The sequence below is a fragment of the Pelomicrobium sp. P1 genome, from assembly GCF_052805615.1.
The window spans coordinates 60,326-84,788 of sequence record NZ_JBRBEM010000017.1 but is presented as its reverse complement, the minus strand read 5'-3'; the positions used below and the strand labels follow the sequence as shown (position 1 = coordinate 84,788).

Sequence of the window (24,463 nt, the reverse complement as noted above, 5' to 3'; positions counted from 1 at the left end):
CAAACCGCAACAAAAAGAAACCATGGTGCTCAACCGCAGGCGCGTCTATCTCGCCTCCCGCAGCCCCCGGCGGCGGGAGCTCCTGAAACAGATCGGCATCGAGTTCGAGCTTCTGCTCCTGCGGGAAGGCCCGACCCGCCAGGCGGACGTGGACGAAACGCCCCACGCCGGCGAGACGCCCGAAGCCTTCGCCGAGCGCATCGCCCGGGCCAAGGCCGAAGCCGGCATGCGCTACCTCTTGCAACGGCGGCTGCCCCGGATGTATCCCGTCTACCCACTGCTGGCCGCCGACACTGTGGTGGCGCTGGACGGAGCCGTCATTGGCAAGCCCCAGTCCAGCGCCCACGCGGCGGAGATCCTGCGCCGCCTTTCTGGTCGCACCCACCAGGTCTATACCGGCGTGGCGGTGGCCTTCGAGGACCGGCTGGAATCGGCCCTTTCGGCGAGCCAGGTCACCTTCCGGGCCCTCTCGGACGAGGAGATCGCCGCCTACGTCGCTACGGGGGAGCCCATGGACAAGGCGGGCGCCTACGGCATCCAGGGCCTCGGCGCCGTCTTCGCGACCGAGCTGCGCGGCAGCTATTCCGGGGTGGTCGGCCTGCCCCTGTACGAGACTAGCATGCTCCTCAAGCGGCTCGGCTATGGAATTTTCTGAGCGCCCCGTGGCCGAAATGCAGAAATCCGCCGCCATGAGCGACGAGGTCCTGATCAACGTCACGCCCCAGGAGACCCGGGTCGCCGTCATCCAGCAGGGCGTGGTCCAGGAGCTGCACATCGAGCGGGCCAGTAGCCGGGGCCTGGTCGGCAACGTCTACGTGGGGCGGGTGTCGCGGGTGCTCCCGGGCATGCAATCGGCGTTCATCGACATCGGGCTCGACCGAGCGGCGTTCCTCCACGTGGCCGACATCTGGGCGCCGCGCCAGAACGGCCAGGGTGCGCTTCCCATCGAGCGTCTGCTGTCCGAAGGCCAGAGCCTACTGGTGCAGGTGATCAAGGACCCGATCGGCGGCAAAGGCGCGCGGCTTTCCACCCAGATCAGCATCGCCGGCCGGTTCCTGGTGTATTTGCCCCAGGAGAGCCATATCGGCATCTCCCAGCGCATCGAGGACGAAACCGAGCGGCAGATGCTGAAAGAGAGGCTGCTGCAGCTCATTCCGCCGGGCGAAGGCGGCGGCTACATCATCCGTACCGTGGCGGAGGGCGCCACCGACGCCGAGCTGGTGGCCGACATCGGCTACCTGCGCAAGCAGTGGGCCGACATCCAGGAGAAGTTCCGCGCTTCCGGCCCCCCGGCCCTCCTCTACCAGGACCTCACCCTGGCGCTGCGGGTGCTGCGCGATTTCGTCGGCGAGGAGACGGGGCGCATCCTGGTGGACTCCCGGGAAACGTACCAGAGGATGCTCGCCTTCGCGGCGGATTTCGTGGCCAACGTGGTGGAGAAAATCGAGCATTACGCCGGGGAGCGGCCCCTGTTCGACCTCTACGCGGTGGAGGACGAAATCGAAAAGGCCCTGGCCCGCCGGGTGGACCTCAAGTCCGGCGGCTATCTCATCATCGATCAGACCGAGGCCCTCACCACCATCGACGTCAACACTGGCGGCTACGTGTCTGGCCGCAGCTTCGACGAGACCATCTTCAAGACTAACCTGGAAGCGGCCCAGGTGATCGCCCGGCAGTTGCGGCTGCGCAACCTGGGCGGCATTATCATCATCGACTTCATCGACATGGACAGCGAAGAGCACCGGGCCGCGGTGCTCTCCGAGTTCAAGAGGGCCCTCGCCCGGGACCGCACCAAGATGACGGTCAACGGCTTCACGGCCCTGGGGCTGGTGGAGATGACCCGCAAGCGCACCCGGGAGAGCCTGGCCCACGTCCTATGCGAGCCCTGCCCCACCTGCCAGGGCCGGGGCGAGATCAAGACCGCCCAGACGGTGTGCTACGAGATCCTGCGGGAGCTCTTGCGGGAGGCGCGCCAGTTCAACGCCCGGGAGTTCCGTATCCTCGCCTCCCAGACGGTCATCGACATGTTCCTGGACGAGGAGTCCCAGAGCCTGGCCCAGCTCGGCGACTTCATCGGCAAGCCGGTGAGCCTGCAGGTGGAGACCCTCTACACCCAGGAGCAGTACGACGTAGTCCTCATGTAACTTCGCGGCCGTAGCTCCGCGGCCGCTGGGCCCCCGGCTACCGCTTGTCCTTTTCCGCGGCGGCGCGAAGCAGCGCTTCGATCGCCTGCGCCGGCGCCGTCACTTCCACCCGCTTGCGGCGCGCGCCGGCGCCGGAGGCGATCCGCACCCGGCACACGGGCACGTCGAGCGCTTCCGCGAGGAAGCGGATGAGCTCCGCGTTGGCCTGGCCCTCCACGGGCGGGGCGGCCACGCGGATCTTGAGGGCGTCTCCGTGGAAGCCGGCCACCTCGGTGCGCCGCGCCCCGGGCTGCACGTACACGCTGAGCACCAGCGGTCCGCCGGGATGGGGAGGGGCGGGCTTCACGATGACGGAAACGGCACCGGGTTAGAAGGCCTGGGCGAGGCTCATCTCCAGCCAGGCCACCGGCAGCATGAGCGCCAACTGGCAGGCGATCAGGACGAAGAGAGGCGACAGGTCCACGTTGGCGATGGGCGGGATCCACCGCTGAAAGGGCCTCAGAAACGGCCGGGTGAGGCTGTTCAGGATCGGGGTGGCCGGGCTGTAGGGATTCACCCAGGAGAGCACCGCCTGGACGATCACCGCCACCATCAGGATGTAGATGCTGAGCTTCAAGAGCTTCACCGCGGCGAAGACGCCCAGGGCGATGAGACCCGCGCCGATCGCCGAGCCCCCCGGGGTATGGCCCGCGATGAAGAGAACCAGCAGGCGGAGCAGGACTTCGGCCAGCCAGGCGAGCACTAGCGTCGCCAGGTCGGCGCCCCACAGACCCGGGATCACCCGCCGGGCCGGCAGGACGGCGAAGTTGGTGACCGCCGCCAGGAACTGGGACAACGGGTTGTAGGGCGGCGCGCGGAAGAGCTGAAGGTAGAAGCGCAGGAGCAGGGCCAGGATGAACAACCCGAAAAAGGTCTCCAGCAGAAAAACGAGGGCTTGGCTTGCCATGTCAGTCGAGCTTTCCGAATTCGTCACCCAGCTCCGCTGCCCGGGCATGGGCGGCGCGCACCGCTTCCTCGATGTGGCTGCGCACCCGGACAGCTTCCAGCACGGCGACGGCCCGCTCGGTGGTGCCGCCCTTGGAGGTGACCTGGGCCCGCAACGACGCCACCGGCACCTCGCTCTGGCGGGCCAGGGTGGCGGCGCCGTAAAACGTCTCCAGGGTGAGCAGGCGCGCCTGCCGGGGCTCCAGTCCCAGGCCCACCGCCGCCTCCTCCAGCGCCTGCATGAAATAGAACACGTACGCCGGCCCGCTGCCCGAGACCGCCGTGACCGCGTCGAGCAGCGTCTCCCGCTCGAACCACAGGGTGCGGCCCACGGCGCCTAGGATGGCTTCGGCCCGCTGCCGCTCCTCGGGACCTACCTCGGGGAGGGCGTAGAGGCCGGTGATGCCGCAGTGAACCAGGGCGGGGGTGTTAGGCATGCAGCGCACCAGGCGCCGATAACCTCCCAGCCAGCGGGCCAGGTCGTCCAACCGGATGCCGGCGGCGATGGTGATGACGAGTTGTAGGCCAAGGCGCCCGGCCAGGCCCCGGGCCGCCTCGCGCATGTGCTGGGGCTTGACCGCCAGGAGCACTGTGTCGTCGGCGCCTACCTCCGGCGCTGCGGTCGTCGCCACGCCGAAGCGGCCCGCCAGGCGCTCCCGCTGGGCCGCGTCGATCTCCACCACGCGGATCTCGCCCGCGCTCCAGCCCTTGTGGAGCAGCCCGCCAATCAGGGCGGTCGCCATGTTGCCGCCGCCGATGAAAGTGATAGCCATCGTTTTCTCCTGCGCCGGAGGCGCCAAGAAAAAAGAGATGAAAAACCTCTTTCAACGCAAAGGGCGCGGAGGGCGCAAAGGAAAACATGATCTTGTAGGAGTTTCTTGCGCGCCCTTTGCGCTCTTTGCATTGAGGACTTCTTTTTCTTTCCTTTGTGCCTCCGTGTCTCTGGGGTTCACCTTTCTCCCGCGGGCGCCGAAGATCGCCGTGCCCACCCGCACCATCGTGGCGCCTTCGGCAATAGCCGCTTCCAGGTCGTCCGACATGCCCATGGACAGGGTGTCGATGTCGATTCCCCGGGCCTGGAGCGCCAGGTGCATATCCCGCAAAAGGCGGAACTGGCGCCGCTGTTCCCCTTCGTCCCGGGTGGGGCGGGGGATCGCCATGAGCCCGCGCAGTTTCAGGCGCGGAAGGCCGGCGATGGCTTGCGCCAAGGGGAGGACCTCCTCCGGCGCGACGCCGCCTTTCGAAGCTTCGCCGCTCACGTTGACCTGGATGCACACGTTGAGGGGCGGCATCTCTAGGGGGCGGGAGTCGGCGAGCCGTCGGGCGATTCGCTCCCGGTCCACGCCGTGGACCCAGGCGAAGCGGCGCGCGATGGCTCCGGTTTTGTTGCTCTGGATGGGGCCGACGAAGTGCCATTCCAGCGGCAGCTCCGCCAGGGCGTCCATCTTCCCGAGGGCTTCCTGCACGTAGCTCTCGCCGAAGGCCCGCTGGCCGGCCCCATAGGCCTCCCGGATCGCCTCGGGGGGCCAGGTTTTGCTCACCGCCACGAGCTGCACTTCCTGCGCCGTTCTTCCGGCCGCCTCGGCCGCTCGTCGGATGCGCTCCCGCACGGCTTGCAAGCGCTTTGCAATTGGGGACATAATCGGCCGGGCTTTTGGCTGGAAATCGCTTTAATCGCAGGATCTTATCTCTGTATCCGGGAAGCCGCAGCAGGAAATTATAATGGACATCGCCGAGCTCCTCGCGTTTGCCGTCAAGAACAAGGCCTCCGACCTGCACCTTTCGGCGGGCCTGCCTCCCATGATCCGCGTGCATGGGGACGTGCGCCGCATCAACCTGCCTCCCCTGGAGCACAAAGACGTGCACGCGATGATCTACGACATCATGAACGATTCCCAGCGCAAGCACTACGAGGAGCACCTGGAATGCGATTTCTCCTTCGCCATTCCCGGCCTCGCGCGCTTCCGGGTCAACGCCTTCGTGCAGAACCGTGGCGCCGGCGGGGTGTTCCGCACCATTCCGTCCAAGGTGCTTTCGCTGGAGGAGCTGAACGCCCCCAAGATCTTCCAGGACATCTCCAGCCAGCCCCGTGGCATCGTGTTGGTGACCGGCCCCACCGGCTCGGGCAAGTCCACCACCTTGGCCGCCATGATCAACTACATCAACGAGAACGAGCATGGCCACATCCTCACCATCGAGGATCCCATCGAGTTCGTGCACGAGAGCAAGCGCTGCCTCATCAACCAGCGGGAGGTGGGGCCCCACACCCATTCCTTCGCCAATGCGCTGCGCAGCGCCCTGCGGGAAGACCCGGACGTGATCCTGGTGGGGGAGATGCGGGACCTGGAGACTATTCGGCTTGCCCTCACGGCGGCGGAGACCGGGCACCTGGTGTTCGGGACGCTCCACACCAGCTCCGCCGCCAAGACCGTGGACCGGATCGTGGACGTGTTTCCAGCGGCGGAGAAGGAGATGGTGCGGGCCATGCTTTCGGAAAGCCTGCGGGCGGTCATCTCCCAAACCCTGCTCAAGACCAAGGACGGCTCGGGCCGCGTGGCGGCCCACGAGATCATGATCGGCACGCCCGCCATCCGCAACCTGATCCGGGAGAACAAAATCGCCCAGATGTACTCCGCCATCCAGACGGGGCAGGCGGTGGGCATGCAGACGCTGGACCAGTGCCTGCAGGACCTGGTACGGCGCAACGTGGTAGCGGCTTCCGAGGCTCGCTCCCGGGCCGCCAATAAGGACCTGTTCCCCGGTGCGTGAGCATTCGGGCGGTTGAAGCCCTGTGCTCCGGAAGCGATTCTCAAAACATTTGACGACACTTGACCCTCTCCCGCCTTCTCCCCTTCCCCCTCTCCCGGGGGCTCAGTAGGAGACCGACATGGAACGCGACCAGGCAACCAAGCTCGTGCACGATCTTCTGCGCCTGATGGTGAGCAAGAACGGCTCTGACCTGTTCCTGACCGCCGGCTTCCCGCCCGCCATCAAGGTGGACGGCAAGATCGTCCCGGCTTCCAGCCAGCCCCTCACGCCCCAGCACACCCTGGAGCTCGCCCGCGCCATCATGAACGATCGGCAGGCGGCCGAGTTCGAGTCCACCAAGGAGTGCAACTTCGCCATCAGCCCTTCCGGCATCGGCCGCTTCCGGGTCAACGCCTTCGTGCAGCAGGCGCGGGTAGGGCTGGTGCTGCGCACCATCAACACCGAGATCCCGACGCTGGAGAGCCTGGGCCTGCCGGAAGTGCTCAAGGAGGTGGTGATGAGCAAGCGGGGGCTGGTGATCGTGGTGGGGGCCACCGGCTCGGGCAAGTCCACCACCCTGGCGGCCATGATCGGCTACCGCAACGAGAACAGCCACGGCCACATCATCACCATCGAAGACCCGATCGAGTACGTGCACGAGCATAAGAAGTGCATCGTCACCCAGCGGGAGGTGGGCGTGGACACCGATTCCTGGGACGTGGCCCTCAAGAACACCCTGCGCCAGGCGCCGGACGTGATCCTGATGGGGGAGATCCGCGACCGGGAGACCATGGACTACGCCATCGCCTTCGCCGAGACCGGCCACCTGTGCATGGCCACCCTCCACGCCAACAGCTCCAACCAGGCCCTGGACCGCATCATCAACTTCTTCCCCGAGGACCGGCGGCCCCAGCTCCTCATGGATCTTTCCCTGAACCTGCGGGCGATGATTTCCCAGCGCTTGATCCCGCGGGCGGAGGGCAAGGGACGGGTGGCCGCCATCGAGATCATGCTCAACACGCCCCTCATCTCCGACCTGATCTTCAAGGGCCAGGTACACGAGATCAAGGACGTGATGAAGCGCTCCCGGGAGCTGGGCATGCAGACCTTCGACCAGGCCCTGTTCGACCTGCACGAGGCCGGCGTCATCACCTACGAGGACGCGCTGCGCAACGCGGACTCCATGAACGAGCTGCGGCTCGAGATCAAGCTGCGGGGCCAGGAGGCAAAGGACAAGAACCTGATGGAGGGCCTGGACCACCTCCGTCTGACCTGAGGCGGCGGTCGCGCCGTCGCGCGAGAGCGCGAGTCGTTTAGAGGTTTCCCAGGCTTAAGGATCGAAACGCCCACCGCCCGTTTCATCCTTCGCTTTCGTCCCTCCTTCCTTCTACGCGCTTCTTTACCATCCTGCCTTCCACCATGCGGAACTCGAACAGGCGGCACTCCAGGGCGCCGTTGAAGAGGGGCACGCGCCGGGTGGGCTTCAAGCGGATCAGCCGCGGCAGCCGCAGGTCCGCCGTCAGCAGGTAGACGCTCCATCCGGCGAAGCGCGCCTTCAGCGCGTCGCCCAGGCGGGGGTAGAAGGCGCCGAGGGCGTCCCGTTCCCCCAGGCGCACCGCGTAGGGCGGGTTGGCCACCAGGATGCCCGAGGGCGCGGGCGGTGGAAGTTCCAGCACGTCGGCTCGGCGCAGTTGTACCACTTCGATCAGCCCGGCCGCCCGGAGGTTGGCGGCGGCCGCGCGCACGGCTCCGGCGTCCACGTCCGCGCCGTAAATGGGACCGGGGGAGGTCCGGCGGATGCGGGATTCGGCCTCGCGGCGCACTTCCTGCCACTGGCGCGGGTCGTGGAAGGCGAGCTTCTCGAAGGCGAAGGACCGCTTGAGCCCCGCCGGGATCTGGAGGGCCATCTGGGCCGCTTCTAGCAGGAAGGTGCCGCTGCCGCACATGGGATCGAGGAGAGGCACGCCGGGCTTCCATCCGGTCAGCCGGAGGATGCCCGCGGCCAGGTTTTCCCGGATAGGCGCCTCCGCGCTGGCGGTGCGCAGGCCCCGCTTGAACAGGGGTTCGCCGCTGGTGTCCAGGTAAAGGACGAGGCGCCGGTCATCGAGAAAGGCGTGGACGCGCACGTCGGGGGAGCGGGTGTCCACGTCGGGCCGCCCGCCCTGCTCAGCGCGGAACCGGTCGCAGATCGCGTCCTTGATGCGCAGGGTTACGTAGTCCAGGCTTTTCAACCGGCAACGGGTCGCCGCCACGTTCACGCGAATGGTATTCCCCGACCCGAACCAGACGGGCCACGGCAGGCTCGAGACGGCGTCATAGACGTCCTGCTCGTTCCGGTAGGCGCCCTCCGCCACCTGCCACAGGACCCGGCTGGCGATGCGGCTCGCCAGATTGACCCGGTAGCACACGGCCAGGTCGCCGCCGTAAGCGACCCCGCCCTCCAGGGGCGTGGGATCGCGGGCTCCCAGTTCCGCCAGCTCCTGGGCAAGGACGGGCTCCAGGCCCCGGGGGCAGGGGGAGAACAAGCGCGCCCGATGAAGGTCAAATTGCATGGCGTTATACGGGTTGCAAAACGGCGGTGCAACTGTACACTACGTCTTGTACCTGAAAGCGCTTGCAACCCTTCGGCATGCAAAAAAGCAGAATAAGACGGAAGGAGCACGACCGCGCGTCCCGATCCGAAGCTGCCATCCCCTGCCTGTTACGCATCTCTCCCACCTCATGAACCTGGCCCAGTATCTTGACCAGTATCGCACCCGGAGCGACCGGGTGCTCTACACCCAATGGACCGGCGACCGCTGGAAAGATTACACCGCGGCGGAAATGCTGGATCTCGCCGCGCGCTGGCAGCAGGCCTTCCGGGACCAGGGCTTCGTGCCGGGCGACCGGGTGGCCTTGTGCCTCAAAAACGGGGTTCACTGGGTGGCGGCGGACCTGGCGGCCTTGGGAATGGGACTGGTGGTGGTACCCCTCTACGTGAACGACAACGCGGAGAACATCGCCTGGTGCGCGAACCATGCCGAAGCCCGGCTGCTTCTCCTGGAAAACGAGCGCCTGGTGGACTCCCTGCGCGCCGCGTCCCAGAAGCTCCCCCTGCTGGTGTGCCTGGAGGGGGGCGCGGAGAAGGGAGTGGCGAGCCTAGAATCCTGGCTGCCCCGGGCGCAGCAGCCGTTCCAGGCAATGGATCTCGAGCCCCAAACCCTCGCCACCATTTGCTACACCTCCGGTACCACCGGCCGCCCCAAGGGGGCAATGCTCTCCCATCGCAACATCATGTCCAACGTGGAAGCCTGCCTCAAGGTGGTCACCCTCTACGATGACGACGTGATGCTGTCCATCATCCCCCTGTCCCATATGTTCGAGCGGACGGCGGGCTATTACCTGCCCCTCAAGCGGGGCATCCGCGTGGCCTATTCCCGCAGCATCCAGCAACTGGCGGAGGATCTCGCCACCGTCCGGCCCACCATTCTGCTGGCGGTGCCGCGGGTCTACGAGCGCTTCCTCGCCCGCATCGAGCAGAGCTTGGCGAACGCGCGGCTCAAGCGGGCGCTTTTCCACCGCACAGTGGAGCTGGGCTGGAAACTCTTCCAGAAACGGGGCGGCGCCCTGGACCGGCTGCAGTACGCGCTACTCAAGCGGCTGGTGGCCCGGAAGATCATGGCGCGCCTGGGCGGGCGCGTGCGCCTCTCCGTGGTGGGCGGCGCGGCGGTGGAGCTGCGCATCGCCAAGACCTTCGTCGGGCTCGGCCTCCTCCTGCTCCAGGGCTACGGCCTGACCGAAGCCTCCCCCGTAGTGACCGCCAACCGGGAGGACGACAACGATCCCACCTCGGCGGGCAAGCCCCTGGACGGGGTGGAGATCCGGGTGAACGAGAAGCAGGAGCTGCTGGTGCGGGGCCCCAACGTGATGCTGGGCTACTGGCGCGATCCGGAGGCCACCGCCGCCGTCATCGATCGGGACGGCTGGCTCAACACGGGGGACCAGGTGGAGATGCGCGACGGGCGGGTCTACATCATCGGCCGCACCAAGGAGATCGTGGTGCTCTCCAACGGCGAGAAGTTCCCGCCCGAGCACGTGGAGGCGGCGATTCTCAACGACCCGATTTTCGAGCAGGTGGCGCTGGTGGGGGAGGGGCGGCCATACATCGTCATGGTGGCGGTGACCCAGGAAACCGACGAGAAGAAGCTCATCAAGCGGGCCAACGAACAGTTGAAGGATTTCCCCCGCTACATCCGGGTGCGCCGGGTGATCGTGGAGCGGGAGCCGTGGACCATCGAGAACGGCGTGCTCACCCCCACCATGAAGCTCAAGCGCCGGGAGATCCTGAAGCGCTACCAGGCGCAAATCGAAAAAATCTACGCCTCCGACCGCCTGGGCGAGTAGGCCGCGTCCCGGCGGCGGCGCCCGAGGCGGGCTATAATTCTTTTTTTCCGTTCTTCGGGTTTTCGACCCATGGACCAATTTCACGGCACCACCATCGTTTCCGTGCGCCGGGGCGCCCAGGTGGCGCTGGGCGGCGACGGCCAGGTCACGCTGGGCAATGTAGTGGTGAAGGCGGGCGCCCGCAAAGTGCGGCGGCTCTACAACGAGCGGATACTGGCCGGGTTCGCCGGCGGCACCGCCGACGCCTTCACCCTGTTCGAGCGCTTCGAGGCCAAGCTGGAAAAGCACCAGGGCAACCTCACCCGCTCGGCGGTGGAGCTGGCGAAGGACTGGCGCACCGACCGCATCCTGCGGCGGCTGGAGGCCATGCTGGCGGTGGCGGACCGGGAGACCTCCCTTATCATTACCGGGAACGGGGACGTGCTGGAGCCGGAGATGGGCGTGATCGCCATCGGCAGCGGCGGGCCCTACGCCCAGGCGGCGGCGCGGGCGCTGCTGGAGAACACCGAGCTCGGCGCCGAGGAGATCGTGCGCAAAGCGCTCGCCATCGCCGCCGACATCTGCATCTACACCAACCAGCAGCATGTGGTCGAGGTGCTGGAGTAGCCGCCGGGAAGCTCAAGGGATTTCGCCATGTCCATGACCCCCCAGGAAATCGTCCACGAGCTTAACAAGCACATCATCGGCCAGGAAGCCGCCAAGCGGGCGGTGGCCATCGCGTTGCGCAACCGCTGGCGGCGGCAGCGGGTCCCGGAGCCCCTGCGCCAGGAGATCACGCCGAAGAACATCCTCATGATCGGCCCCACCGGGGTGGGCAAGACGGAGATCGCCCGGCGCCTGGCGCGGCTCGCCGACGCCCCCTTCATCAAGGTGGAGGTCACCAAGTTCACCGAGGTGGGCTACGTGGGGCGGGACGTGGACACCATCGTGCGCGACCTGGCGGAGGTGGCGGTCAAGCAGACTCGGGAGCAGGAAGCCCGCAAGGTGCGACACCGGGCGGAGGACTTGGCCGAGGAGCGCATCCTGAACGCGCTGCTCCCCCCGGCGCGGGGCTTCGGCACCGAGGCGGCGCCGGAGGCCGATAGCGCCGCCCGGCAGAAGTTCCGCAAGAAGCTGCGGGAGGGCGAGCTGGACGACCGGGAGATCGAGATCGAGGTGGCGGCGGTGCAGCCCCACATGGAGATCTTCGCCCCGCCCGGCATGGAGGAGCTCACCTCCCAGATCCAGGGCCTGTTCCAGAGCCTGGGCGCCGCCCGCAAGCGGCTGCGCAAGTTGAAGATCAAGGAGGCGATGCGGCTCCTCACCGACGAGGAGGCGGGGAAGCTCCTGAACGAGGACGAGATCAAGGCCAAGGCGGTGGCCAACGTGGAGCAGAACGGCATCGTATTTCTCGACGAGATCGACAAGATCGCGAGCCGCGCCGAGACGGTAGGCGCCGACGTCTCCCGCCAGGGGGTGCAGCGGGACCTGCTGCCCCTGGTGGAGGGGACCACCGTCTCCACCAAGTACGGCATGATCCGCACCGACCACATCCTGTTCATCGCCAGCGGCGCCTTTCATCTGTCCAAACCCTCGGACCTGATCCCTGAGCTGCAGGGGCGCTTCCCCATCCGAGTGGAGCTCGACTCCCTTTCGGTGGACGACTTCGAGCAGATCCTCACCAACACCGATGCCTGCCTCACCCGGCAGTACCAGGCGCTGCTTGCGACCGAGGGGATCATCCTGGACTTCCGCCCGGACGGCATCCGGCGGCTGGCGGAGATCGCCTATCAGGTGAACGAGCGTACCGAGAACATCGGTGCGCGGCGGCTGTACACGGTGATGGAGAAGCTTTTAGAAGAGGTGTCCTTCGAGGCGGGACGCCGCTCCGGCGAGAGCGTGGTGATCGACGCGCCCTACGTGGACGCCCGGCTCAAGAACCTAGCCCAGAGCGACGACCTGTCGCGCTACATCCTCTAAGCCGGCCTCTGCGGGCCGGCGTTGCGGCCTACCGGGAGACGATCAGGGGCCTCAGGTTGAGGGCGGCGGCGATGCGCTCGGCTGCCTCCCGGGCCGAGGCGGCGTCGGGGTAGGGCCCCGCCTGCACCCGGAACAGGCGTTCGTGGAAGGCGAGCCCCAGGGCGTCCGCTAGCCAGGCGAGCTCGCCCCGCAGTCGGCCGAGGAAGGCTTGCGCGTTCTCCCGGGAGCCGAAAGCGCCCAATTGCAGGTAGTAGCCCGGGGCGGCGGAGAGCGCGGCGTCGGGGCCGCCGCTGACTGGGGAGGCGGGCGGGCTTGTTGGCCCGGGCTCGGCCCCCGGGACCGGGGCGCTCGCCTGAAGGGGTGGGGCGGCGGGCAGCGTCCCCGGCAGCAGGGCCTCCACTTCCACCCAGGCGCTCCCCGCCTCCACCATGCCTAGCTTGTAGGCCGCGGTGTAGGAGAGGTCGATGATGCGCTCCGACAGGAACGGCCCCCGGTCGTTGATCCGCACTACCACGGACCTGCCGTTGCCCAGGTGGGTCACCCGGGCGTAGCTCGGAATCGGCAGCGTGGGGTGGGCCGCGGTCATGGCGTACATGTCGTAGGGCTCTCCCGAAGCGGTCGGGCGGCCATGGTAACGGCGCCCGTACCAGGAAGCCATGCCCCGCTGCTTGAAGGGCCTTGGCTCCGCCATGGGGATGTAGGTGCGCCCCATGGCCTCATAGGGGCGGGCGTTGGCGGCGCGGATGGGCTCCGGCCGGGGCACGGCGTCGGGAATCGCCTCCAGGTTGGGCGGTGGATTTTCCCCAGGGCCGTCGTCCAGGTAATAGCCGCCCCGAGTGGGGACGCCCCCGGGCGGGGGTTCCATCGCTACGGGGCTTCGTTTGGGGGCCGTGCCGCAGCCGCCCAGGAGGAGGGCCGCCGCCAGCCCCAGGGGCAGAAGCCACCCGGCGCAGAAAGGGGGGGCGCCGGCGGATGGCCGAGGCCCTGGGGCCGAAGGCCCGGCCCGGTTTTCGCCCTCGATCCCGGCCCCCTTTCCCGCTTCCCGCATCATGCCTCCCTCGCCGGACGTCAGGTTCTGACCAGTTTCTTCGTGGTGTGGATGCTCATGAGCATACCGAAGCCCAGGAGCAGCGTCACCAGGGAAGTGCCGCCGTAGGAGATCAAGGGCAGGGGCACGCCCACCACCGGCAGGATGCCGCTCACCATGCCCATGTTGACGAAGGCGTAGGTAAAGAAGGTGAGGGTGATGGCGCCCGCCAGCAGCCGACCGAACGGGGTGGAGGCGTGGGCGGCGATGTAGAGGCCGCGGCCGATCACCAGCAGGTACATGAGGAGCAGCAGCAGATTGCCGATGAAACCGAACTCCTCGGCGTAGACGGCGAAGATGAAATCGGTGGTGCGCTCCGGCAGGAAGTCCAGGTGGGATTGGGTACCCTGGAGCCAGCCCTTGCCGGCGATGGCGCCGGAGCCGACGGCGATGGTGGACTGGATGGTATGGTAACCCGCTCCCAGGGGGTCCTGGGTCGGGTCCAGCAGGGTCAGGATCCGGCGGCGCTGGTAGTCGTGGAGCACCGACCACAGGATGGGCAGGCTCGCCAGGGCCGCCGCCGCCAGCCCCGCCATCAGCCGCCACGACATCCCCGCCAGGAACAGGACGTAGAAGCCGGAGGCGCCGATGAGGAGCGCCGTGCCCAGGTCCGGCTGGCGGACGATGAGCCCCATGGGGACGGCGAGCAGCAGGGCGGCGACGGCGAAATCGGCTAGCCGCGGCGCTTCCTCCTTGCGGGCGAAGAACCAGGCTAGCAGCATGGGCACGGCGATCTTCATGAGCTCCGAGGGCTGGATGCGGACGAAACCCAGGTCCAGCCAGCGCCGGGCCCCATTCACCACTTCCCCCACCAGGGCCACGGCGACGAGGAGCGCCAGCCCCAGCAGGTACAGGGGCACCGCGGCGCGCATCAGCCGCTGGGACGGCACCAGCGCCACCGCCCACATGGCGGCCAGGGCGACTCCCAGGTTGGTCAGTTGACCCATCACCCGGGCGAGGCTCGCGCCCGAGGCGCTGTACAGGGTGATCAACCCGGTGGCGAGGAGCAGGGCCGTGGCGGTGAGCAGCATGCCGTCCATGCGGCTCGCGACGAAGCGCAGGGCTCGCTTAATCGTTGGGCTCATTCGTAGGCTCCCCTTGGAGCGGCCCGGGGCTCGGCCGCTTGCCGAGAAGATAGTAGTCGAACACCACCCGGGCGATGGGGGCGGCGGTGGCGCTCCCGGCGCCTCCGTTCTCCACCAGGATCGCCAGGGCGATGCGGGGCGCCTCCGCGGGGGCATAGGCGACGAAGAGGGCATGGTCCCGGTGCTCCTCGCGGAGCTTTTTCTCGTCGTATTTTTCTCCCTGTTTCATGGCCACCACCTGGGCGGTGCCGGTCTTGCCGGCGAATTCGTACGGGGCACCGGCCCCGGCCCGCGCCGCCGTGCCCCCGGGACGGGTGACGTCCACCAGGGCCTCCTGCACCAGCCGCAAATGGTTGGGGTCGAGCTTGAGGGTGTAGAGGGGCTCCGCGGCGATGCGCCGCACTTCGCCGGTGGCGGCGTCCTCGATGGATTGCACCAGGTGGGGGCGGAAGGCCGTGCCCCCGTTGGCCAGGATGGCGGTCGCCTGGGCGAGCTGCATCGGGGTGGCCAGCATGTAGCCCTGGCCGATGCCCACCGACACCGTGTCCCCCACGTACCATTTGTCCCGCAGCCGCTTCCGCTTCCATTCCTGGGACGGCAGCAGGCCGGGAAGCTCTCCCTCGATGTCCACCCCGGTTTTCTGGCCGAAACCAAACTTCCTCATGAAGGCATGGATCGCGTCTATGCCCAGGTCCACCGCTAGGCCGTAGTAGTAGGTGTCGCAGGAGACCACCAGGGACTTGCGCAGGTCCACCAGCCCGTGGCCCCCCGGCTTCCAGTCCCGGTACCGGTGGTTGTGTCCAGGGAGGGAGAACCAGCCCGGATCGCTGATGGTGTAGGAGGGGGTGCGCTTGCCCAGCTCCAGGCCCGCCAGGGCCATGAAGGGCTTGAAGGTGGAACCTGGGGGGTACTGGCCCCGCAGAGCCCGGTTGTTGAGGGGGCGCTCGGGGGATTCGTTGAGCGCCTTCCAGTTCTGGGGATCGATGCCTTCGACGAAGAGATTGGGATCGAAGCCTGGCTTGGAGACCAGTGCCAGGATTCCCCCGGTCGCCGGCTCGATCGCCACCAGCGCTCCCCGACGCTCGCCGAAGGCCTGCTCGGCCACTTCCTGCAGTCGGATGTCCAGCGCCAGGGTGAGGGTGTTGCCGGCCACCGGGGGCGTGCGTGCGAGGGTGCGCAGCGCTCGGCCGGAGGCGTCCACCTCCACCTGTTCCACCCCAGTGACGCCATGCAGTTCCTCTTCGTAGCTGCGTTCGATGCCGACGCGCCCGATGTAGTCCGAGCCTCGGTAATTGGCGTAGCTGCCCTGCTCCTTGAGCGTCTCGATGTCCCGGTCGCTGATGCGGCCGATGTAGCCCACCACGTGGGAGGCGGTCTCGCCCCAGGGATACTGGCGAAACAGCCGGGCGCGCAGCTCCACGTTGGGGAAGCGGAAACGGTTGGCGGCGAAGCGCGCTGCCTCCTCGTCGGAGAGCCGGGTACGGATGGGCAGACTCTCGAAGCTCTTCGCCTCCTCCAGCAGCCGCTGGAAGCGGCGCCGGTCCCTGGGCGCGATTTCCACCACGGTGGAGAGTTCGTCGATCAGGGCGTCCAGATCGCGCACCTTGGCCGGCGTGATCTCCAGGGTGTAGGCGGAGAAATTGCTGGCCAGGACCTCGCCGTTGCGGTCCAGGATGAGGCCCCGGTTGGGCACGATGGGCACCAGAGAGATGCGGTTCGCCTCGGCCAGGGTCTGGTAGTGCTCCCGCTGCACCACCTGCAGGTAGAAAAACCGGGCTGCCAGGACCGCGAACGCCGCCAGCACCAAGAAGCCGGCCGCCGCCAGCCGCAGGCGAAAGGCGTGCACTTCCCGCTCGGTGTTCTTGAGCTCGACCCGCCGGTTCATAGCGCGTCGGGATCCGGCTTGGGCTTCTGCGGAAGGGTGAACAGGAGGGAGACCACGGGCCACAGGAGGGCGCCGGTGAGCACCGACAGAAAGACGCTCCAGCCGGGAAAAGACGCGCCCCCCGCCAGGGCCACCAGCAGGGAGACGAGCTGCTGGGCCAGGAGGATCGGGGCGACGTGCAGCACCTGGCCGCCGGGCCCGAACATCAACACCCGGCGCCGCCAAGTGAGCCCGAGGAAGGCGAGCACCGCATAGGCGAGGGCGTTCTGGCCGAACAGGGTGGCATGACCCACGTCCATGAGCAGACCCAGGCCCCAGGCGATGCCGATTCCCACCCGGCGCGGTTCCCGGATGCACCAATAGAGCAGGGCGACGGCCATGAAGTCCGGGCGAGCCGCCAGCCAAATCCCGGACCAGGGCAGCAGGGTGAGCAGCAGGGCGCCGATCAAGGTGAGGGCGATGAGGCCAGGGCCGGCCGGCCGCAGCAGCTCTTCCGCCCGGGGGACACTTACCGCCATCAACGTTCCTTGCCCTGGACCGGGTGGGGCCGGGCCGGCACCGCCCCCTGCCGCGCCAGGATCAGCACCTGGCGGTACTGTTCCGCCCCCGCTACCGGCTGGCAGACGATGCGGGCGAAGGATTGGCCCGTGTCCCGCTCGATTCGGGTGACCCGGGCCACGGGTAACCCCGGCGGATAGACGCTGTCGATGCCCGAGGTGACCAGCAGGTCACCGGTTTCCACGTCTACCGCCTGGGGCAGATAGCGCAGCTCCAGGGTCCCGTCCTCGCCGCCGAAGACGATGGCCCGCAGCCCGGTGCGCACCACCAGCACCGGCACGGCGTGGTCCCGGTCGGTGACCAGGGTCACCTCGGAGAGGAGGGGATAGACGCGGGTGACCTGGCCCACCACCCCCGCCCCGTCGATCACCACTTCCCCCGCCTGGATCCCGTGGGCCGAGCCTTTGTCCACCAGGATCTTGCGGCTGAAGGGGTTGCGCTCCGCGTACAGGATCTCGGCCGCCACCGCCCGCTGCCCGTACTGCTCCCGGGCCTCCAGCAGGTTGCGCAGGTGGGCGTTCTCCGCCTCCAGCGCCTCCAGCCGCTGCAAGCGGGCGAGGATGGAGAGCTGTTCCTGGCGCAGCCGGGCGTTGTCCCGGGCGAGCTGGCTCTGGGTGACGAAGAAGTCCTTCACCCGGTGGTAGAGGGCGCCGGGTGCCGTGGCGATGCGCTGCAGGGGATAGAGAGCGATGGACGCGCCGTCCCGCAGCACGTCCAGGTAGTGGTAACGGGCGTCGGTCGCCAGCAGGGCCACCGACAGGGCGGCGAATAGCGCCAATCGGGCGAAGGGGCTGGGTCCGCGTTTGAAGAAAGGGGGCGGGGAGTATTCCATTCACGCAGGCGGGGAAAAAAGGCAGGGAACCAAAGAGCCCGCGGGCCCCGGCCTCCCCCGTGAAGCCCCGCCCCTCCCCGGGCCCTTCCCGTGCCTCAATCGCTGGTGAATATGCTGCCTCCCAGCTTGTCCATGCGCTCCAGGGCCCGCCCCGATCCCCGCACCACGCAGGTCAGCGGATCGTCGGCCACGATCACCGGCAGTCCCGTCTCTTCCATGAGGAGCCGGTCGATGTCCCGCAGCAACGCCCCGCCCCCGGTCAACACCATGCCCTTTTCGGCGATGTCCGCCCCTAGCTCGGGGGGAGTCTGCTCCAGCGCCTGCTTGACTGCGCTCACGATGGCGTTCAGGGGCTCGGTGAGGGCCTCCAGGATCTCGTTGGAGGAGATGGTGAAGCTGCGGGGGATGCCTTCGGCCAGGTTACGTCCCTTGACCTCCTTTTCCCGCACCTCTGAGCCCGGGAAGGCGGAGCCGATCTCCTTCTTGATCTCCTCGGCGGTGGTCTCGCCGATCAGCATGCCATAGTTGCGACGGATGTAGTTGATGATGGCCTCGTCGAACTTGTCGCCCCCCACCCGCACCGAGTTGGAGTAGACGATCCCGCCCAGGGAGATGACCCCCACCTCGGTGGTGCCGCCGCCGATATCCACCACCATGGAGCCGGTGGCCTCCTCCACGGGGAGGTCCGCGCCGATGGCCGCCGCCATGGGCTCCTCGATCAGCTCCACCTTGCGCGCGCCCGCCCCGTAGGCGGATTCCCGGATCGCCCGCCGCTCCACTTGGGTGGAGCCGCAGGGCACGCAGATCACGATGCGCGGGCTGGGGGAGAAGAGCTTGGAGTCGTGGACCTTCTTGATGAACTGCTTGAGCATCTGCTCGGTGACGGTGAAGTCGGCGATCACCCCGTCTTTCATCGGCCGGATGGCGGTGATGTTGCCCGGGGTGCGGCCGAGCATCTGCTTGGCCGCCAGCCCCACCTGCTGGATGACCTTCTTGCCGTTGGGCCCGCCTTCCTGGCGGATTGCCACGACGGAGGGTTCGTTGAGGACGATGCCCTTGCCGCGGACCCAGATCAGGGTGTTGGCCGTGCCGAGGTCGATGGCGAGGTCATTGGAAAAGTAAGAGCTTAGGAAACCGAACATGGATTTTCTTCCGCGGCCGGGCTGCGCCCGATAAATAAATTATGATACCCTAACGAGCTTTGTTAATTGAAGCACTTAAGCGGCCGCCATGAGCCTCTCCCTGGACGACGTTCGGCGCATCGCCCACCTCGCCCGCATCGCCATCACCGAGGAGGAGGCGCAGATGGTGCTGCAACAGCTTACCGGAATTTTCGCCCTGATCGAGAAGATGCAGGCGGTGGACACCCGGGACATCGAGCCCATGGCCCACGCCCAGGACGTGGTGCTGAGGCTGCGGCCCGACGAGGTGACCGAAGCCGACCAACGGGAGTTGTTCCAATCGATCGCCCCGCGCGTGGAGGCCGGCCTGTACCTGGTGCCCAAGGTCATCGAGTGAAAACCCGCTCCCGGCCGAAACGCCCGGAACGGGCCAAAGCCCCGTGGATCTGCTGAATTCCAGCCTCAAGGCTCTGGCGGCCGCGCTGGCAGAGCGCCGGGTCTCCAGCGTGGAGCTCACCCGGGCGTATCTCGCCCGGATCGAGCGGCTCAACCCCCGGTTGAACGCCTTCATTACCCTGGATCCGGAAGCGAGCCTGGCCCAGGCGGAGGCGGCCGACCAGCGCCTCGCCCGGGGGGAGGCCGGACCCCTCACCGGGGTCCCGGTGGCCCACAAGGACATTTTCTGCGCAAAGGGGTGGCGTACCACCTGCGGCTCCAAGATGCTCGCCAACTTCGTTGCTCCCTACGATGCCCACGTGGTGGAGCAGCTGAACGCTGCCGGCATGGTGAGCCTGGGCAAGACCAACATGGACGAGTTCGCCATGGGTTCGTCCAACGAAACCTCCTACTTCGGGCCGGTGCGTAACCCCTGGGCTCTGGACCGGGTCCCGGGCGGCAGCTCCGGGGGCTCGGCTTGCGCCGTGGCGGCCCGGCTCGCGCCAGCCGCCACCGGCACCGACACCGGGGGCTCCATCCGGCAGCCGGCGGCCCTGTGCGGGATCTCGGGCCTGAAGCCCACTTACGGCCTGGTGTCCCGTTACGGAATGATCGCCTTTGCCTCCAGCTTGGACCAGGGCGGGCCCATGGCCAGGTCGGCCGAGGACCTGGCGCTGCTCCTCAACGTCATGGCGGGCTTCGATCCCCGGGATTCCACCAGCCTGGAGCGGGAACCCGAAGATTACACCCGCGACTTGGAAAGCCCCCTCAAGGGCTTGCGCCTGGGGCTGCCCCGGGAATACTTCGCGCAAGGGGTGGCGCCGGACGTGGCCCGGGCGGTGGAGCAGGCCTGCACGGTGTTCCGCGAGCTGGGCTGCGAGACCGTGGAGGTTTCCCTTCCCAACATGGAGCTTTCGGTGCCGGTGTACTACGTCCTGGCGCCGGCGGAGGCCTCCAGCAACCTGGCCCGCTACGATGGGGTGCGCTACGGTTACCGGACGCCGCAGTACCAGGATCTGCTGGACATGTATACGAAGACCCGGGCGGAGGGCTTCGGCGCCGAGGTCAAGCGCCGCATCCTGATCGGCACCTATGTGCTCTCTCACGGCTACTACGACGCCTATTATCTCCAGGCGCAAAAGGTGCGGCGGCTGATTGCCCAGGACTTCAAGCGGGCCTTCGAGCGCTGCGATCTGATCCTGGGACCCACCTCGCCCACCACCGCCTTCCCCCTGGGCAGCCGCTTGAGCGACCCGGTGCAGATGTATCTTTCCGACATCTTCACCATCGCCGTGAACCTGGCCGGGCTGCCGGGGCTGTCCATCCCCGCCGGTTTCGACGGCGAGGGCCTGCCGGTGGGATTGCAGATCGTCGGCGGCTATTTCGCCGAGGCCCGTATGCTGAACGCGGCCCACCAGTACCAGAGGGTTACCGACTGGCACCGGCGTATGCCGCCGGACCTGGAGGAGTCATGAGCGCGCCGCGGGAAGGCTGGGAGGTGGTGATCGGGCTGGAGGTGCACGCCCAGCTCTCCACCCGGGCCAAGATCTTCTCGGGAGCGTCCACCGCCTTCGGCGCCGCCCCCAACACCCAGGCCTGCGCCGTGGACATCGCCCTGCCCGGGGTGTTGCCGGTGTTGAACCGGGGCGCGGTGGAGCGGGCGATCAAGTTCGGCCTGGCGGTGAACGGGAAAATCAACCGCCGGTCGGTGTTTGCCCGCAAGAACTACTTCTATCCCGATCTGCCCAAGGGCTACCAGATCAGCCAGTACGAGCTGCCCATCATCGTGGGCGGCGCCGTTCCCATCCAGGTGGGGGGCGTCGAGAAGGCGGTGCGGCTGACCCGCGCCCACCTGGAGGAGGACGCCGGAAAATCCCTCCACGAAGATTTCCACGGCATGACCGGCATCGATCTCAACCGGGCCGGCACGCCGCTGCTGGAGATCGTTTCCGAGCCGGACATGGGCTCCACCGAGGAGGCGGTGGCCTACGCCAAGGCGCTCCACGCCCTGGTGCGCTGGATCGGCATATGCGACGGCAACATGCAGGAGGGGTCGTTCCGCTGCGATGCCAACGTCTCGGTGCGGCGGCGGGGGGAGATGCGGCTCGGCACCCGCTGCGAGATCAAGAACCTCAACTCCTTCCGCTTCCTGGAGCGGGCCATCGACTACGAGGTGGAGCGGCAGATCGAGCTCCTGGAGGACGGGGGCCGCGTCGTGCAGGAGACCCGGCTGTTCGACCCGGACCGGGGGGAGACCCGCTCCATGCGCACCAAGGAGGAGGCCCACGACTACCGCTACTTCCCCGATCCCGACCTCTTGCCCCTGGAAGTGAGCGAGGCGTGGATCGAGGAGGTGCGGGCGACCCTTCCCGAGCTGCCCCAGGAGAAGCGCAGCCGCTACCAGCGGGAATACGGGCTCACCGCCTACGACGCGGGGGTGCTCACCTCCAGCAAAGAGATGGCGGACTATTTCGAGGCACTGGTGGAGCGGCTTCCCCGGGAGCCCAAGCTGTGCGCCAACTGGGTGATGGGGGAGCTCTCCGGCTGGCTCCACCGGCGGGGGCTGGAGATCGACGCGAGCCCCATCTCCCCCGCCCAACTGGCGCGCCTGCTCGGCCGCCTGGTGGACGGTACCATCTCCGGCAAGATCGCCAAGGAGGTGTTCGACGCCCTGGCGCGGGGGGAGGCGGAAGGGGAGGAGGCGGCCGACCGGATCATCGAGGCCCGGGGGCTCAAGCAGATCTCCGACGCCGCCGCGCTGGAAGCCATCGTGGACCGGATCATCGCCGCCAATCCCCAGCAGGTGGCGGACTACCGAGCCGGGAAAGAGAAGCTCTTCGCCTACTTCGTGGGCCAGGCGATGCGGGCCACCCAGGGCAAGGCCAACCCGGCTCAGCTCAACGAGATCCTCAAGCGCAGGCTGGGCGGCTCGTGAGCCACCCCCGCCGCGGGGCGGCTCAGCGGCCCTTCAGCTCCCGGTAGCGCGCCTTGTCCGCCTCGAAGCGGGCCCGGATGGCGTCCATCTCGCCCTCCTTCGCGGCCACCTGGGCCTTAAGGGCGCTGAGTTCCCGCTCGGCGTGGGCCAGCTCTTCGCTGAGCCACTCGGGCACGGGCTTCCCGCGCCCGGCGAACTTATCCGCGTCCGCTTTCAACTTGCCGACTTTCTCGGCGGCGCTCTTTTCCCGGGCCTTCAAGCTCGCGATGGCGAGTTCCGCCTGCTTCAGGTTGCGGTCCCGGGCGAGATCGATTTCCCGCTCGCTGGCGTAAGTGGCGAGCAGGGCCCGGTCCCGGCGCTCCCGCTCCATCGCCTCCCGCTCCTGTTCCGGGCTCGTTCTCGGTTCTTCCCGCTTGACCGGCTTCCCCCCCGGAACCTGCCCCGCTTCGTACTCCCGCACCACGATGCCGCGCTTGTTCATCTCCTGGAGGCCCTGCTGCACGCAGTCCGGGGTGAGCCTATCGGTGTAATAGACCCGGCCCTGGGGATCGGTGCACTTGTACATCCTGGCGTCAGCCGGGGAGGGGAAGGCCGCGGCGGTAAGCGCCGCGAGGCCGCACAGCCAGAAGAGGGCGTGCCGTCCCCTGGCCGACGTTGCCGCTGGGTGTCCGGTGGGTATAGATCGGTCAGACATAGGGCAAAACCCTGTGAGCCGTTGCACATCCGGGCAGCGCGGGCGTTCTCAAGGGCGCGCGCCGAAGGTTTCCCGGTAACGGCGAATCTCAAGCAAGCGCTGTGCCAGTGACTCCTGGGTTTCCAGGTGGGCGATCACGTCGTCCAGCGTGGCGATGCTGATCACCGGGATGCCGTAGGCCTGCCGCACTTCCTCCGCGGCGGACCGGGACCCGAGGCCCCGTTCCATCCGGTCCAGGGCGATCACCACGCCGCAGGGGATGGCGCCGGCGGCGCGGATCAGTTCCACCGCCCCCCGCACCGAGGTGCCGGCGGAGATCACATCGTCCACGATCAGCACCCGGCCCTGGAGGGGGGCGCCGATGGTGGCGCCGCCTTCCCCGTGGTCCTTGGGCTCCTTGCGGTCGAAGCAGAAGGGGCAGTTCAAGCCCTCCTCGGCCAGGGCCACGGCGGTGGCGGTGACCAGGGGAATGCCCTTGTAGGCGGGCCCGAACAGCATGTCGAAGGCGATCCCGCTCGCGCGGATGGCTTTCGCGTAAAATTGCGCCAGCGCCCTGAGGGAAGCGCCGTCGTTGAACAGGCCCGCGTTGAAGAAGTAGGGGGACACGCGTCCCGCCTTGGTCCGGAACTCGCCGAAGCGCAGCGCGCCGCGGGCGATGGCGAACTGGACGAACTGCCGGCGGAAATCGGTCATGGGGAAAGAGCCGGGCGATGGCCAAGCGAGGGCATAGGGAACGAGAAGGGCTCGGGGCGGCGGTTTGAGCGGACAGCCGACAATTTAAGCGGCCCGGCGCTTTTTTTCCAGTATCGGCGTGTTGCGGATCATCACCCTCAACCTGAACGGCATCCGCTCGGCGGCGGCCAAGGGATTCTTCCAGTGGCTGCCCGCCCAGCGGGCCCACGTGGCCTGCGTGCAGGAGTTGAAGGCTTTGGCGGACGATCTCACTCCGGAGATGGTGCGGCCGGACCGGATGCAGGGACACTTCCACTTCTCCCAGCGGCGGGGCTACAGCGGCGTGGGCATGTACTGCAAGCATCCTCCCGACCGCGTGGTAGAAGGCCTGGGCATTCCCGACATCGACGCGGAGGGCCGCTACCTGGAGGCCCGCTACGGTGCCCTTTCCATCGTGTCCCTGTACGTGCCTTCGGGCTCGGCCGGGCCGGAGCGGCAGGCGGCCAAGTTCAGCTTCATGGACCGCTTCTTTCCGGTGCTCGCCAAGCTGGCCAAAAGCGGGCGCGAGTACATCCTCTGCGGCGACATCAACATCGCCCACAAGGAGATCGATCTCAAGAACTGGCGCTCCAACCAGAAGAACTCGGGCTTCCTGCCGGAGGAGCGCGCCTGGTTGAGCCGGGTCTTCGATGAGTTGGGATGGGTGGACGTCTATCGCCGGCTCTACCCGGACGCGACCGGGGAGGCCTATACCTGGTGGTCCAACCGGGGCCGGGCGTGGGAGAAGAACGTGGGATGGCGTATCGACTACCAGATCGCCACGCCGAAAGTGGCCCAGCTCGCCCGGCGGGCCTTCGTTTACAAGGGCGAGCGCTTCTCCGACCACGCGCCCCTGGTGATCGACTACGACCTGACCCTGCCCGGGCGCTGATTTCAGGCCT

Annotated in this window: 23 protein-coding genes and 1 pseudogene; 11 read left to right on the top strand and 13 right to left on the bottom strand. The window is 67.7% G+C overall.

Annotated elements, in window-relative coordinates:
- The first annotated feature begins 22 nt into the window (after positions 1–22).
- Positions 23–655 carry a Maf family protein gene (locus ACUVYZ_RS15360; RefSeq protein ID WP_439933117.1) on the top strand — a complete coding sequence of 211 codons (633 nt, stop codon included), beginning with the start codon at positions 23–25 and terminating at the stop codon, positions 653–655.
- A 34-nt stretch (positions 656–689) separates the two neighbouring features.
- A complete protein-coding gene (gene rng / locus ACUVYZ_RS15355) occupies positions 690–2,144 on the top strand; it encodes a ribonuclease G (RefSeq protein ID WP_439933118.1) in 1,455 nt (484 codons plus the stop codon).
- 37 nt (positions 2,145–2,181) lie between these two features.
- Here the strand turns inward: rng and ACUVYZ_RS15350 are convergent, their stop codons facing one another.
- From ACUVYZ_RS15350 to ACUVYZ_RS15335, 4 genes and pseudogenes are all read right to left on the bottom strand, one after another.
- A complete protein-coding gene (locus tag ACUVYZ_RS15350; protein WP_439933119.1) occupies positions 2,182–2,490 on the bottom strand; it encodes a DUF167 domain-containing protein in 309 nt (102 codons plus the stop codon).
- A 21-nt stretch (positions 2,491–2,511) separates the two neighbouring features.
- On the bottom strand, positions 2,512–3,090 hold the full coding sequence (locus ACUVYZ_RS15345) for a YggT family protein (protein WP_439933120.1): 579 nt from the start codon (positions 3,088–3,090) through the stop codon (positions 2,512–2,514).
- Between the two features lies 1 nt (position 3,091).
- Positions 3,092–3,901, bottom strand: a complete 810-nt coding sequence (proC, locus tag ACUVYZ_RS15340) for a pyrroline-5-carboxylate reductase (RefSeq protein ID WP_439933121.1) — start codon at positions 3,899–3,901, stop codon at positions 3,092–3,094.
- Between the two features lie 189 nt (positions 3,902–4,090).
- A pseudogene (locus ACUVYZ_RS15335) lies at positions 4,091–4,768 on the bottom strand (YggS family pyridoxal phosphate-dependent enzyme); the annotation flags it as partial.
- An 82-nt stretch (positions 4,769–4,850) separates the two neighbouring features.
- Between ACUVYZ_RS15335 and ACUVYZ_RS15330 the strand changes: the two are divergent.
- Entirely contained in the window at positions 4,851–5,897 is a 1,047-nt protein-coding gene (locus ACUVYZ_RS15330) for a type IV pilus twitching motility protein PilT (RefSeq protein WP_439933122.1), read from the top strand.
- Between the two features lie 118 nt (positions 5,898–6,015).
- Entirely contained in the window at positions 6,016–7,152 is a 1,137-nt protein-coding gene (locus tag ACUVYZ_RS15325; RefSeq protein WP_439933123.1) for a PilT/PilU family type 4a pilus ATPase, read from the top strand.
- Between the two features lie 82 nt (positions 7,153–7,234).
- Here ACUVYZ_RS15325 and ACUVYZ_RS15320 read toward each other — a convergent pair whose 3' ends face one another.
- Entirely contained in the window at positions 7,235–8,428 is a 1,194-nt protein-coding gene (locus ACUVYZ_RS15320) for a THUMP domain-containing class I SAM-dependent RNA methyltransferase (protein WP_439933124.1), read from the bottom strand.
- 169 nt (positions 8,429–8,597) lie between these two features.
- On the opposite strand from ACUVYZ_RS15320, the gene ACUVYZ_RS15315 reads away from it, so the two are divergent.
- From ACUVYZ_RS15315 to hslU, 3 genes are all read left to right on the top strand, one after another.
- The gene (locus ACUVYZ_RS15315) at positions 8,598–10,259 is read left to right on the top strand and encodes an AMP-dependent synthetase/ligase (RefSeq protein ID WP_439933125.1); all 1,662 of its coding nucleotides are present in this window, start codon (positions 8,598–8,600) and stop codon (positions 10,257–10,259) included.
- A 69-nt stretch (positions 10,260–10,328) separates the two neighbouring features.
- Positions 10,329–10,865 carry an ATP-dependent protease subunit HslV gene (gene hslV / locus ACUVYZ_RS15310; RefSeq protein ID WP_439933126.1) on the top strand — a complete coding sequence of 179 codons (537 nt, stop codon included), beginning with the start codon at positions 10,329–10,331 and terminating at the stop codon, positions 10,863–10,865.
- 27 nt (positions 10,866–10,892) lie between these two features.
- Positions 10,893–12,218, top strand: a complete 1,326-nt coding sequence (gene hslU, locus ACUVYZ_RS15305) for an ATP-dependent protease ATPase subunit HslU (protein WP_439933127.1) — start codon at positions 10,893–10,895, stop codon at positions 12,216–12,218.
- 28 nt (positions 12,219–12,246) lie between these two features.
- On the opposite strand, the gene ACUVYZ_RS15300 is transcribed toward hslU, so the two are convergent.
- From ACUVYZ_RS15300 to ACUVYZ_RS15275, 6 genes are all read right to left on the bottom strand, one after another.
- On the bottom strand, positions 12,247–13,083 hold the full coding sequence (locus ACUVYZ_RS15300) for a septal ring lytic transglycosylase RlpA family protein (protein ID WP_439933128.1): 837 nt from the start codon (positions 13,081–13,083) through the stop codon (positions 12,247–12,249).
- A gap of 203 nt (positions 13,084–13,286) precedes the next feature.
- On the bottom strand, positions 13,287–14,390 hold the full coding sequence (gene rodA / locus ACUVYZ_RS15295; RefSeq protein WP_439933129.1) for a rod shape-determining protein RodA: 1,104 nt from the start codon (positions 14,388–14,390) through the stop codon (positions 13,287–13,289).
- Complete coding sequence (gene mrdA, locus ACUVYZ_RS15290; RefSeq protein ID WP_439933130.1) at positions 14,374–16,275, bottom strand: penicillin-binding protein 2; 1,902 nt, start codon at positions 16,273–16,275, stop codon at positions 14,374–14,376. Before mrdA ends, rodA begins: the two co-directional genes overlap by 17 nt.
- The gene (gene mreD, locus ACUVYZ_RS15285; RefSeq protein WP_439933131.1) at positions 16,272–16,793 is read right to left on the bottom strand and encodes a rod shape-determining protein MreD; all 522 of its coding nucleotides are present in this window, start codon (positions 16,791–16,793) and stop codon (positions 16,272–16,274) included. The genes mrdA and mreD overlap by 4 nt, the downstream gene beginning before the upstream one ends.
- Positions 16,793–17,665, bottom strand: a complete 873-nt coding sequence (gene mreC / locus ACUVYZ_RS15280) for a rod shape-determining protein MreC (protein WP_439933132.1) — start codon at positions 17,663–17,665, stop codon at positions 16,793–16,795. Before mreC ends, mreD begins: the two co-directional genes overlap by 1 nt.
- A 95-nt stretch (positions 17,666–17,760) precedes the next feature.
- Positions 17,761–18,807: a rod shape-determining protein gene (locus ACUVYZ_RS15275; RefSeq protein ID WP_439933133.1), complete on the bottom strand. Its 1,047-nt coding sequence runs from the start codon at positions 18,805–18,807 to the stop codon at positions 17,761–17,763.
- An 88-nt stretch (positions 18,808–18,895) separates the two neighbouring features.
- Here ACUVYZ_RS15275 and gatC point away from each other — a divergent pair, with 88 nt between their 5' ends.
- Genes gatC through gatB form a run of 3 tightly spaced genes read left to right on the top strand, consistent with a single transcriptional unit; the run spans position 18,896 to position 22,156 of the window.
- Complete coding sequence (gatC, locus tag ACUVYZ_RS15270; RefSeq protein WP_439933134.1) at positions 18,896–19,183, top strand: Asp-tRNA(Asn)/Glu-tRNA(Gln) amidotransferase subunit GatC; 288 nt, start codon at positions 18,896–18,898, stop codon at positions 19,181–19,183.
- 49 nt (positions 19,184–19,232) lie between these two features.
- On the top strand, positions 19,233–20,696 hold the full coding sequence (gatA, locus tag ACUVYZ_RS15265) for an Asp-tRNA(Asn)/Glu-tRNA(Gln) amidotransferase subunit GatA (RefSeq protein ID WP_439933403.1): 1,464 nt from the start codon (positions 19,233–19,235) through the stop codon (positions 20,694–20,696).
- On the top strand, positions 20,693–22,156 hold the full coding sequence (gene gatB / locus ACUVYZ_RS15260; protein ID WP_439933135.1) for an Asp-tRNA(Asn)/Glu-tRNA(Gln) amidotransferase subunit GatB: 1,464 nt from the start codon (positions 20,693–20,695) through the stop codon (positions 22,154–22,156). The genes gatA and gatB overlap by 4 nt, the downstream gene beginning before the upstream one ends.
- A gap of 22 nt (positions 22,157–22,178) precedes the next feature.
- Here gatB and ACUVYZ_RS15255 read toward each other — a convergent pair whose 3' ends face one another.
- Together ACUVYZ_RS15255 and pyrE are read right to left on the bottom strand one after the other, a co-directional pair.
- Entirely contained in the window at positions 22,179–22,850 is a 672-nt protein-coding gene (locus tag ACUVYZ_RS15255; protein ID WP_439933136.1) for a DUF4124 domain-containing protein, read from the bottom strand.
- 48 nt (positions 22,851–22,898) lie between these two features.
- Entirely contained in the window at positions 22,899–23,543 is a 645-nt protein-coding gene (gene pyrE, locus ACUVYZ_RS15250) for an orotate phosphoribosyltransferase (protein WP_439933137.1), read from the bottom strand.
- 118 nt (positions 23,544–23,661) lie between these two features.
- Between pyrE and ACUVYZ_RS15245 the strand changes: the two genes are divergently transcribed.
- Entirely contained in the window at positions 23,662–24,453 is a 792-nt protein-coding gene (locus tag ACUVYZ_RS15245) for an exodeoxyribonuclease III (RefSeq protein WP_439933138.1), read from the top strand.
- Positions 24,454–24,463 lie beyond the last annotated feature (10 nt).